We start from the raw sequence: 11165 nt of genomic DNA on the forward strand, positions 1-11165 counted from the left end.
CACACGGGGTAATACATGAAGATTCTGGTCACCGGCGCAAGCGGCTTCATCGGCGGGCGCTTTGCGCGTTTCGCCCTGGAGCAGGGCCTGGACGTGCGGGTCAACGGGCGACGTGCCGAAGGTGTGGAACATCTGGTCAGGCGCGGCGCCGAGTTTATCCAGGGTGATTTGAATGACGCCGACCTGGTACGCGATCTCTGCCGCGATGTCGAAGCCGTGGTGCATTGCGCCGGCGCCGTCGGGCTGTGGGGCAAGTATCAGGACTTTCATCAGGGCAATGTGCTGGTCACCGAAAATGTCGTCGAGGCCTGCCTCAAGGAGCGCGTGGGCCGTCTGGTGCACCTGTCGTCGCCGTCGATCTATTTCGATGGGCGCGATCACCTGGGGCTGACTGAAGAGCAAGTGCCCAAGCGCTTCAAGCACCCCTATGCCGCCACCAAGTACCTGGCCGAACAGAAGGTGTTCGGTGCCCAGGAGTTCGGCCTCGAAGTAGTGGCCCTGCGTCCGCGCTTCGTCACGGGCGCCGGTGACATGAGTATCTTCCCGCGCCTGCTGAAAATGCAGCGCAAGAATCGCCTGGCCATCGTCGGCGATGGTCTGAACAAGGTCGACTTCACCAGCGTGCACAACCTCAACGAAGCGCTGCTCAGCAGTTTGCTCGCCACGGGCTCGGCGCTGGGCAGGGCCTACAACATCAGCAACGGTACGCCAGTGCCGGTGTGGGATGTGGTGAACTACGTGATGCGCCAAATGGAGTTGCCGCAGGTGACGCGGTATCGGTCCTACGGTTTGTCCTACAGCGTGGCGGCACTCAACGAAGCGTTTTGCGCGATGTGGCCCGGTCGTCCCGAGCCGGCGTTGTCGCGCCTGGGCATGCAAGTGATGAACAAAGATTTCACCCTCGACATCAGCCGCGCCAGGCATTATCTGGACTACGAGCCCAAGGTCAGCCTGTGGACCGCCCTCGACGAGTTTTGCAGTTGGTGGAAGGCCCAGGACCCTGGGTTGAAGTAAGCACACAACAGGCAACACTTCGGGAACCGAATTCGGCGTTCCGGGTCGATCAGGGCGTCGGGAACGCGGTTTATACTCCCGTCGCTCGCCACCTCACCGATTCAGGGTTGATACATGCGCAACGATGCTAAAGACGATTTCGACAACGTTCCCAGCCTGCGGGCGGATGTCGGGGATGATGATGACTTCGAACCTACCCCGGCCACCTCAGTGCGTTCGCGTAACACCAAGGTGGTCAAGGTCAAGAGCGCCAGCACCGGCCCGTTGTGGGCCTTGATCGGCGCGCTGCTGATCGCCTTTGCGGGCCTGGCCTGGTGGAGCTTCCAGCAGATCTCCCTGATGGGCCAGCAGTTGGTGGCCACCCAGGAGAGCTTTGCGCGCATCAGCGAAGAAGCGGCGGGGCGCCTGCAGGATATTTCCGGCAAGGTGGTGGCCAGCGAGGCCAGCGTCAACAACGGCAGCGAAGCGCTGAAACTGCAGATCAAGCAGCTTGAAAGCCAGTTGCTTGAGCAGGGTAAACAGCAGATCGGCGTGGCCGGCCAGGCCACCGAGCTGGACAAGCGCCTGGCGCAAATGACCGCCAGCACCACCGACCTGTCCAATGCCAACAGCAAGCTGCAAGGCCAGGTCCAGGCGTTGACCGACGCCGTGGCGACCCTAAAGGCGGCGCAGGTTGACGCCGGCAAGCGCGATACCGAGATCAAGGAGCTGGCCGCTGATGTGGCCGCCTTGAAGAAACAGGGCAACCCCAGCGCCGCCATCGCCCGGATCGAACAGGACCTCGTGGTGCTCAAGAGCGCCCAGGACAACGCGTCGGCCAACAGTGATGCGCCTACCAACAAGGAGTTCGACGTGTTCCGCATCCAGACCACGCGTAATATCACCACCTTGCAGAGCCAGGTGCAGAACCTCAACCAACAACTTAACGCGCCGGCGAGAGTTACCCCGCTCGGGCAATGAGGCCTTTTGTAGAAATGTCACCACTCGGTGACATTTCCCATCCCCTTCGTTACTTGCCCCCAGTGCGCCCTTGTTTAGACTCCGGTCATCCCACAAACAATAATAAGGGCCACCCATGACCACCCAACCACTGCCTGCCAGCAGTTGGCTGAACGCGCCTGCCCATCACGCCTGGCTCGCTGCCGAAGGCCAGCGCCTGCTGGCGTTTGCCAAGGCGTCTCGACTGCCCGATGGCTTTGGCAACCTGGACGACAAAGGCCGGCTGCCGGCCGATGCCTGCGCTGAAACCATGAACACCGCCCGCATGACTCACAGTTTCGCCATGGCCCACGCCATGGGGTTGCCTGGCTATGCCGAACTGATTGAACACGGGGTTGCCTCCCTCAACGGCCCGTTGCGCGACAGTGAGCATGGCGGCTGGTTCGCCGCACCCCACGCCGTCGACGGCAACCGTGGCAAGGCCGCGTACCTGCACGCCTTCGTGGCCCTGGCCGCCAGCTCTGCAGTAGTGGCGGGCGCTCCCGGCGCGCAACACTTGCTGAATGACGCCATCCATATCATCGACCAGTTCTTCTGGAGCGAAGAGGAGGGCGTGATGCTCGAGTCCTTTGCCCAGGACTGGAGCGGCGTCGAAGCCTATCGCGGCGCCAACAGCAACATGCACGCCACCGAAGCCTTCCTCGCCCTGGCCGATGTGACCGGCGATACACGTTGGTTGGACCGTGCGCTGCGGATCGTCGAGCGCGTGATCCATACCCATGCCGCCGGCAACCAGTTCATGGTGATCGAGCATTTCGATACAGGCTGGCAACCCTTGCTCGGTTACAACGAAGACAATCCCGCCGATGGCTTCCGCCCCTACGGCATTACCCCCGGCCATGGCTTCGAGTGGGCGCGGCTGGTGCTGCACCTTGAGGCCGCGCGCCTGCAAGCCGGGCTCGCCACCCCCGAGTGGCTGGTGACCGACGCCAAAGGCCTGTTCGCCAGTGCCTGCGAGTACGCCTGGGCGGTGGATGGTGCCCCCGGCATCGTCTACACCCTCGACTGGAACCACCGCCCGGTGGTACGCGAGCGCCTGCACTGGACCCACGCCGAAGCCAGCGCCGCTGCCCAGGCCTTGCTCAAACGCACCGGCGAATCGCATTACGAAACCTGGTACCGGCGCTTCTGGGAATTCTGCGAAACCCACTTCATTGACCGCATCAACGGCAGCTGGCACCACGAACTCAGCCCGCATAACCAACCCAGCAGCAAAATATGGGGTGGCAAGCCGGACCTGTACCATGCCTGGCAAGCGGTAGTGCTGCCTGCACTGCCCTTGGCACCCAGCATGGCCAGTGCCATCGGGGCTGGGCGCTATGTCACCAACTGGTGACATTTGTGCATCCCTTTGTTACCTGCGCCTCAAAAAACCCTGTTTAAACTCCGTGCAGCGCAAGCCTAAGACTTGCATGCATAACAACAAGAAAAGGTACTCAGATGAACGCGATTAATCGCCTCGCCGTCGCTATTTCCATTGCCTCGTTGTTTCCCCTCAGTGCATTTGCCGCCGACTCGAAAGGGACGGTTGAAGTTGTGCATTGGTGGACCTCGGGTGGTGAGAAGGCGGCTGTAGATGTCCTGAAGGCCCAAGTTGAGAAAGACGGCTTCACCTGGAAAGACGGTGCCGTCGCAGGTGGCGGTGGCGCCACGGCCATGACCGTGCTGAAAAGCCGCGCAGTCGCCGGCAACCCGCCAGGCGTTGCCCAGATCAAAGGCCCCGACATCCAGGAATGGGCGTCCACCGGCCTGCTCGACACCGACGTGCTCAAGGACGTCGCCAAAGAAGAAAAGTGGGACTCCCTGCTCGACAAGAAAGTCTCCGATACCGTGAAGTACGACGGTGACTACGTTGCCGTACCGGTCAACATCCACCGCGTGAACTGGCTGTGGATCAACCCGGAAGTCTTCAAGAAAGCCGGTATCACCAAGAACCCGACCACCCTGGAAGAATTCTACGCCGCTGGCGATAAGCTGAAGAAAGCCGGCTTCATTCCGCTCGCCCATGGTGGCCAGCCTTGGCAGGACAGCACCGTGTTCGAGGCGGTGGTGCTTTCTGTGATGGGCGCCGATGGCTACAAGAAAGCCCTGGTCGACCTGGATAACGCTGCACTGACCGGCCCGGAAATGGTCAAGGCCCTGACCGAGCTGAAAAAAGTCGCGACCTACATGGACGCCGACGGCAAAGGCCAGGACTGGAACCTCGAAGCAGGCAAGGTCATCAACGGCAAGGCCGGCATGCAGATCATGGGTGACTGGGCCAAGTCCGAATGGACCGCCGCCAAGAAGGTCGCCGGCAAAGACTATGAGTGCGTAGCCTTCCCGGGTACCGACAAAGCCTTCACCTACAACATCGACTCCCTGGCGGTGTTCAAGCAGAAAGACAAAGGCACTGCGGCGGGTCAGCAGGACATTGCCAGAGTCGTGCTGGGTGAAAACTTCCAGAAAGTGTTCAGCATCAACAAGGGTTCGATCCCTGTGCGTAACGACATGCTGAACAAAATGGACTCGTACGGCTTCGACTCCTGCGCCCAGACCGCTGCCAAGGACTTCCTGGCAGACGCCAAGACCGGCGGCCTGCAGCCAAGCATGGCGCACAACATGGCCACGACCCTGGCGGTGCAAGGTGCATTCTTTGACGTCGTGACCAACTACATCAACGACCCGAAAGCCGATCCGGCCGACACCGCCAAGAAACTCGGCGCTGCGATCAAGTCCGCCAAGTAACGGTTGACCTTATGGGGGGGACTCCCTTGCCCCCCATAAGGCGTGTTCCTGTAGTCCTTTTTCCCTGTACTGGATTTTCCCATGAGTTCTGTTGCTGTGTTCAGCAAAGCCTCGCCGTTCGATGCACTGCAGCGCTGGCTACCCAAACTGGTGCTGGCGCCCAGCATGTTCATCGTGTTGGTGGGCTTCTACGGCTACATCCTGTGGACGTTTGTACTCTCGTTCACCAATTCCACGTTCCTGCCAAGCTACAAATGGGCGGGCCTTGCGCAATACGCGCGGTTGTTCGACAACGACCGCTGGTGGGTGGCGAGCAAGAACCTGGCGGTGTTTGGCGGGATGTTCATCGGCATCACCCTGGTGATCGGGGTGACCCTGGCGATCTTCCTCGACCAGAAAATCCGTCGTGAAGGCTTTATCCGCACCATTTACCTGTACCCGATGGCGCTCTCGATGATCGTCACCGGTACGGCCTGGAAATGGCTGCTCAACCCGGGCATGGGCCTGGACAAACTCCTGCGTGACTGGGGCTGGGAAGGCTTCCGTCTCGACTGGCTGATCGACCCGGACCGCGTGGTCTACTGCCTGGTGATCGCCGCTGTATGGCAAGCCTCGGGCTTTATCATGGCGATGTTCCTCGCCGGCCTGCGTGGCGTGGATCAGTCGATTATCCGTGCCGCCCAGATCGACGGCGCGAGCCTGCCACGCATCTACTGGAGCGTGGTGCTGCCCAGCCTGCGTCCGGTGTTCTTCAGTGCGGTGATGATCCTAGCGCACATTGCGATCAAGAGCTTCGACCTGGTGGCGGCAATGACCGCCGGCGGCCCAGGCTACTCGTCCGACCTGCCTGCCATGTTCATGTACTCGTTCACCTTCAGCCGTGGCCAGATGGGCATGGGTTCGGCCAGTGCGATCCTGATGCTCGGTGCGATCCTGGCGATCATCGTGCCTTACCTCTACTCCGAGCTGAGGACCAAACGTCATGACTAGTCTCGCCTCCAAATCACCTGTCAGCCTGAGTCGCATCGCGATCTACGCGGTGCTGATCCTTGCCGTGCTGCTGTACCTGGTGCCGCTGGTGGTGATGCTGCTGACCAGCTTCAAAACCCCGGAAGACATCAGCACCGGCAACCTGCTGAGCTGGCCGACCGTGGTCTCCGGCATCGGCTGGGTCAAGGCCTGGGCCACTGTGGACGGTTACTTCTGGAACTCGATCAAGATCACCGTTCCGGCCGTACTGATCTCCACCGCCATCGGTGCGTTGAACGGCTATGTGCTGTCGTTCTGGCGCTTCAAAGGCTCGCAGTTGTTCTTCGGCTTGCTGCTGTTCGGTTGCTTCCTGCCGTTCCAGACCGTGCTGCTGCCGGCGTCGTTCACCCTCGGCAAGATGGGCCTGGCCAGCACCACCACCGGCCTGGTGTTTGTGCACGTGGTCTATGGCCTGGCGTTCACCACACTGTTCTTCCGTAACTACTACGTGAGCATCCCGGACGCGCTGATCAAGGCGGCACGCCTGGACGGTGCGGGTTTCTTTACCATCTTCCGTCAGATCATCCTGCCGATGTCGACGCCGATCATCATGGTCTGCCTGATCTGGCAGTTCACCCAGATCTGGAACGACTTCCTGTTCGGCGTGGTGTTCTCCAGTGGCGACTCCCAGCCCATCACGGTGGCGCTGAACAACCTGGTCAACACCAGCACCGGGGCCAAGGAATATAACGTGGATATGGCGGCGGCGATGATCGCCGGGCTGCCGACCCTGCTGGTCTATGTGATCGCAGGCAAGTATTTCGTGCGCGGCCTCACGGCCGGCGCGGTCAAGGGGTAATCATGGCTACGCTTGAACTTCGCAATGTAAACAAGACCTATGGCGCCGGCCTGCCCGACACCTTGAAGAACATCGAACTGTCGATCAAGGAAGGCGAGTTCCTGATCCTGGTCGGCCCTTCAGGGTGCGGCAAATCCACGCTGATGAACTGCATCGCCGGCCTTGAGACCATCACCGGCGGCGCGATCATGATCGGCGACCAGGACGTGAGCGGCATGAGCCCCAAGGACCGGGACATCGCCATGGTGTTCCAGTCCTACGCGCTGTACCCGACCATGAGCGTGCGCGAGAACATCGAGTTCGGCCTCAAGATCCGCAAGATGGCCCAGGCGGATATCGACGCCGAAGTGGCGCGGGTTGCAAAACTGCTTCAGATCGAACACCTGCTCAACCGCAAGCCGGGCCAGCTCTCCGGCGGCCAGCAACAGCGCGTGGCCATGGGCCGTGCCCTGGCGCGTCGGCCGAAGATCTACCTGTTTGACGAGCCGCTGTCCAACCTCGACGCCAAGCTGCGCGTCGAGATGCGTACCGAAATGAAGCTGATGCACCAGCGCCTCAAGACCACCACGGTCTACGTGACCCACGACCAGATCGAAGCGATGACCCTGGGCGACAAAGTGGCGGTGATGAAGGACGGCATCATCCAACAATTTGGTACGCCGAAAGAAATTTACAACGACCCGGCCAACCTGTTTGTGGCAAGCTTTATCGGTTCACCTCCCATGAACTTCGTTCCTATGCGCCTAAAACGCAAGGAAGGTCGTTTGGTCGCGCTGCTCGACAGCGGCCAGGCCCGTTGCGAATTGCCATTAGGCATGAACGACGCAGGTCTGGAGGACCGTGATGTGATTCTGGGCCTGCGCCCGGAGCAGATCGTGTTGGCGGCGGGTGAGGGCAACGGCTCGTCGAGCATTCGTGCTGAAGTCCAGGTCACCGAACCGACCGGTCCGGACACCCTGGTGTTCGTGCAGCTCAATGACACCAAGGTCTGCTGCCGTTTGGCGCCGGATGTGGCGCCCCAGGTCGGCGAGACCCTGACCCTGCAATTTGATCCGGCCAAGGTATTGCTGTTCGACGCCAACACTGGCGAACGCCTAGGCACTGCTTCTTCATTGCCCGCACAGGGGCATGCCGACAACGTGGCCCAATTCAAAGGCCGCTGAAGCAGCTAAGTTGTTGTTTCAAATAAAAAAGTAACCCGCGTTAGATAAAAACAGTTTAATAACAATAAAGACGAGGATGTAGGGATGAAAAAGCAACACAACAACACTCGGCTGATCTGCCAAATGTCAGCTGCAGCAGCCCTGGTTTTGTCCGCCAATGCGATGGCGGCCGATGCATTCAGTGCTGATTCGAAGTGGATGACCGGCGATTGGGGTGGTGAGCGTACCAAGCTGATCGAGCAAGGTATCGACATCAAGGCTGACTACGTTGGGGAGATGGGCTACAACGCCAAGGGCGGTTACAACCACGACAAGACCGGCCGCTACTCTGACCAGTTCGGACTCGGCGTGGCACTCGACCTGCAAAAACTGTGGGGCTGGGATAACACCCAGGCCAAGATCCAGTTGACCAACCGTAATGGCCAGAACATTTCCAACGACCGCATCGGCGATCCGCGTGCCGGTACCTTGAGCTCGTCTCAAGAAGTGTACGGCCGTGGCCATATGGTGCGTCTGACCCAATTCTGGATCCAGCACCAGATGTTCGACAACAAGTTGGACGTGAAGCTTGGTTACTTCGGCGAAGGCGAAGACTTCAACACCTTCCCGTGCGACTTCCAGAACCTGTCGTTCTGCGGTTCGCAAGTGGGTAACTACGTCAACACCTGGTACAACTGGCCGGTCAGTCAGGCCGCGATCCGTGTGAAGTACAACATCACGCCTGAGCTGTATGCGCAGATCGGTGCGTACAACCAGAACCCCTCGCAGCTCGAGCACGGTAATGGCTTCAAGCTCAGCGGCAGCGGTACCAAGGGCACCGTGATCCCGGTTGAATTGGTCTGGTCGCCGAAGGTCAACAACCTGCCGGGCGAATACCGTGTGGGTTACTACAAGAGCGCGGCTGATGCCTCTGACGTCCGTGAAGACATCAACGGCAATGATGCTGCGACCACCCGCGCCGCCTACCGTACCCGCAGCAGCAAGAAAGGCTACTGGTTCGTTGCTCAACAGCAACTCACCACCCATAACGGCGATGCCTCCCGCGGCCTGAACATCGCGGCCAACGCGACCTTCCACGATAAGGAAACCAACCTGGTCGACAACTATCAGTCGCTCATGCTGGTGTACAAGGGCCCATTCGACGCGCGTCCGAAAGATGACGTCGGCATTGGTGTCGCGCGCCTGCACGTCAACGATGACGTGAAGAAAAACTCTGAACTGCTCAACGCCGCCAATGGTGTGAGCGACTATGACAATCCTCTCTACACGCCGATCCGTGAGACCGAGTACAACGTTGAACTCAACTACGGTTTCCACGTCACCAACTGGCTGACCGTGCGTCCTAACCTGCAATACGTTGTCCAGCCTGGCGGCGTGGACAAAGTCGACAACGCGTTGGTGGCGGGCCTGAAAATTCAGTCTACGTTCTAACGCTGTTGCGATAAGCTCCTTCTCTCTGTGCGCATTTTGCGGGTAGCCATGGCTACCCGCTTTTTTTGGGTCGCACTGTGAAGACAATCAGGACCGTGGCACATGCATGAGCAACCGCTGCAACGCTTTTTCAAATCCCTGCGCGAGCGTCCGGTGTTCGCCTGGGAGCGTTTTCAGATGCGTGATGTGTTGGTGATCGATCATCCGCTGTGCCAGGCGGTGTTCAGTCGCCAGGGCGCGCAATTGCTGCACTTTCAGCCTACCGGCCAGAAACCGTGGTTGTGGTGTGCCGCCAAGTGGCCGCAAGTCGGCGCCATCCGTGGAGGCGTGCCGGTGTGCTGGCCGTGGTATGGCCGCCACCCGAGTGAAAATGCCTGGCCATCCCATGGCTGGGCGCGCTTGATCGACTGGAAATTGCTCGACAGCAGCACTGACGACGACGGTGTGCGCCTGCACTGGCAATTGCAGCTGTGTGACTGGCAGGTCGACCTGCACGCGCACCTGGGCGAAACCTTGGAGCTGCGCCTGAGCACCGAGCATCAGGATGAGTTGCCGTGCCAACTGAGCCATGCATTGCACGCTTACTGGCGTATTGGTCATGTTGATGAGATAGCGCTGTCTGGGCTCGACGGTGCGCAAGGTTACGACCAGCTCAACCGGCAGGTCTGCCAGCAGGAGGGTGAGTTGCGGGTAGAAGGCGGTTGCCAGCGGGTGTTCCAGCACGAAGGCGAATTGCAACTCAAGGACCACGCCTGGCAGCGCGAACTGTGCATCGACACCGGCGACAGCGCCGACACGGTGGTGTGGCATCCGGGCAGCCGCCCGCTGTTGGGCGTGAGCTTCAACGAGGCGTCGGGGTTTGTGTGCGTGGAGTCGGCGATGGCCGGGGCGAGCCTGGCGCCGGGGGAGAGGGCGCATTTGAGTTTGCAGGCCAGGGCTGGGGTTTAGCGGGGTGGTTGATGGCCTCATCGGGGGCAAGCCCCCTCCCACATTTTGAATGTATTCACAGGTCGAAGTGTGGGAGGGGGCTTGCCCCCGATGAGGCCAGTACAGCCAACACAAAGGCCGGCTCAGTTGAATTCATCCCCCACCGGATACCGGCTGTCATTCAAGCTCTCTTTGATCTTGCGCAAATGCGGCTGGAAATCCACCCCGCGACGCAAGGTCATGCCGGTGGCCAATACGTCCAGCACCGTCAACTGGATGATCCGCGAGGTCATCGGCATGTAGATGTCGGTGTCTTCGGGCAGTGGAATGTTCAGGCTCACCGTGCTGGCCTTGGCCAGCGGCGAGTTTTCGGCGGTCACGCCCAACACTGAAGCGCCGTTTCCACGGGCGATGCGCGCCACTTCCACCAGCTCACGGGTACGCCCGGTGTAGGAAATGATCACGAACAACTCGCCGGTGTGTGCCACCGAGGCGATCATGCGCTGCATCAGCACGTCGGCATGGGCGGTGACCGCCAGGTTGAAGCGGAAGAACTTGTGCAGCGCATCCATCGCCACCGGGGCCGAAGCGCCCAGGCCGAAGAAGTGGATCTGCCGCGCCTGGATCAACAGGTCCACGGCCTTGCTGATCAGGGCCGGGTCCAGGGCCTGGCAGGCGCTGTCGAGCGACGCGATGGCGCTGCCAAAGATCTTCTGGGTGTAGGCCTCGGGGTTATCATCGGCTTCCACTGCGCGGCTGACATATGCCGCGCCGCTGGCCAGGCTTTGCGCCAGCTGCAATTTCAGTTCAGGGTAACCGCTCACGCCGAACGAACGGCAGAAACGGTTGACCGTCGGTTCACTGACCGAGGCGGCCTGGGCAAGGGCGGCGATGGAGAAGCGGGTCGCCTGCTGCGGGTTGAGCAGGATGACCTCGGCAACTTTTTTCTCGGCCTTGTTCAATTCTTCGAGGCGGTTCTGGATCTGTTCCAGAAGATTTCGCACGCGGTCCATTCAGTCTTTCCTTCGGGCGACGATGCAAATTAGGGTGGCAACCAATCGACGAGTGGCCTTTTG

Annotated in this window: 10 protein-coding genes; 9 read left to right on the forward strand and 1 reads right to left on the reverse strand. The window is 60.4% G+C overall.

All coding sequences use genetic code 11. The annotated features are described in order from the left end of the window. Positions 1–15: 15 nt before the first annotated feature. From BFN10_RS09375 to BFN10_RS09415, 9 genes are all read left to right on the forward strand, one after another. Positions 16–1014, forward strand: a complete 999-nt coding sequence (locus BFN10_RS09375; RefSeq protein ID WP_071489438.1) for an NAD-dependent epimerase/dehydratase family protein — start codon at positions 16–18, stop codon at positions 1012–1014. A gap of 114 nt (positions 1015–1128) precedes the next feature. Continuing rightward, on the forward strand, positions 1129–1974 hold the full coding sequence (locus BFN10_RS09380) for an ATPase (RefSeq protein ID WP_071489439.1): 846 nt from the start codon (positions 1129–1131) through the stop codon (positions 1972–1974). Positions 1975–2089: 115 nt separating this feature from the next. Then, positions 2090–3349 (forward strand): D-mannose isomerase, encoded by a 1260-nt coding sequence (locus tag BFN10_RS09385; protein WP_071489440.1) that lies wholly within the window; start codon positions 2090–2092, stop codon positions 3347–3349. Positions 3350–3453: 104 nt separating this feature from the next. Next, a complete protein-coding gene (locus tag BFN10_RS09390; protein WP_071489441.1) occupies positions 3454–4740 on the forward strand; it encodes an ABC transporter substrate-binding protein in 1287 nt (428 codons plus the stop codon). An 81-nt stretch (positions 4741–4821) separates the two neighbouring features. Next, on the forward strand, positions 4822–5730 hold the full coding sequence (locus BFN10_RS09395) for a carbohydrate ABC transporter permease (RefSeq protein ID WP_071489442.1): 909 nt from the start codon (positions 4822–4824) through the stop codon (positions 5728–5730). After that, positions 5723–6568 carry a carbohydrate ABC transporter permease gene (locus BFN10_RS09400; protein ID WP_071489443.1) on the forward strand — a complete coding sequence of 282 codons (846 nt, stop codon included), beginning with the start codon at positions 5723–5725 and terminating at the stop codon, positions 6566–6568. Before BFN10_RS09395 ends, BFN10_RS09400 begins: the two co-directional genes overlap by 8 nt. 2 nt (positions 6569–6570) lie before the next feature. Further along, positions 6571–7731, forward strand: a complete 1161-nt coding sequence (locus tag BFN10_RS09405; RefSeq protein WP_071489444.1) for an ABC transporter ATP-binding protein — start codon at positions 6571–6573, stop codon at positions 7729–7731. Positions 7732–7815: 84 nt separating this feature from the next. Next, positions 7816–9162 (forward strand): carbohydrate porin, encoded by a 1347-nt coding sequence (locus tag BFN10_RS09410; protein WP_071489445.1) that lies wholly within the window; start codon positions 7816–7818, stop codon positions 9160–9162. Between the two features lie 102 nt (positions 9163–9264). Further along, positions 9265–10110 (forward strand): D-hexose-6-phosphate mutarotase, encoded by an 846-nt coding sequence (locus BFN10_RS09415; protein ID WP_071489446.1) that lies wholly within the window; start codon positions 9265–9267, stop codon positions 10108–10110. 122 nt (positions 10111–10232) lie between these two features. Here BFN10_RS09415 and BFN10_RS09420 read toward each other — a convergent pair whose 3' ends face one another. Continuing rightward, complete coding sequence (locus tag BFN10_RS09420) at positions 10233–11093, reverse strand: MurR/RpiR family transcriptional regulator (protein ID WP_170856097.1); 861 nt, start codon at positions 11091–11093, stop codon at positions 10233–10235. Positions 11094–11165 lie beyond the last annotated feature (72 nt).

The sequence above is a fragment of the Pseudomonas extremorientalis genome (assembly GCF_001870465.1).
Classification (GTDB): Bacteria; Pseudomonadota; Gammaproteobacteria; order Pseudomonadales; family Pseudomonadaceae; genus Aquipseudomonas; species Aquipseudomonas extremorientalis.

What these genes read in the sequence shown, in the direction of transcription:
- BFN10_RS09395 (WP_071489442.1), top strand. Translation starts at nt 4,822, where the DNA reads ATGAGTTCTGTTGCTGTGTTCAGCAAAGCCTCGCCGTTCGATGCACTG.
- BFN10_RS09385 (WP_071489440.1), top strand. Translation starts at nt 2,090, where the DNA reads ATGACCACCCAACCACTGCCTGCCAGCAGTTGGCTGAACGCGCCTGCC.
- BFN10_RS09400 (WP_071489443.1), top strand. Translation starts at nt 5,723, where the DNA reads ATGACTAGTCTCGCCTCCAAATCACCTGTCAGCCTGAGTCGCATCGCG.
- BFN10_RS09390 (WP_071489441.1), top strand. Translation starts at nt 3,454, where the DNA reads ATGAACGCGATTAATCGCCTCGCCGTCGCTATTTCCATTGCCTCGTTG.
- BFN10_RS09410 (WP_071489445.1), top strand. Translation starts at nt 7,816, where the DNA reads ATGAAAAAGCAACACAACAACACTCGGCTGATCTGCCAAATGTCAGCT.
- BFN10_RS09405 (WP_071489444.1), top strand. Translation starts at nt 6,571, where the DNA reads ATGGCTACGCTTGAACTTCGCAATGTAAACAAGACCTATGGCGCCGGC.
- BFN10_RS09415 (WP_071489446.1), top strand. Translation starts at nt 9,265, where the DNA reads ATGCATGAGCAACCGCTGCAACGCTTTTTCAAATCCCTGCGCGAGCGT.
- BFN10_RS09375 (WP_071489438.1), top strand. Translation starts at nt 16, where the DNA reads ATGAAGATTCTGGTCACCGGCGCAAGCGGCTTCATCGGCGGGCGCTTT.
- BFN10_RS09380 (WP_071489439.1), top strand. Translation starts at nt 1,129, where the DNA reads ATGCGCAACGATGCTAAAGACGATTTCGACAACGTTCCCAGCCTGCGG.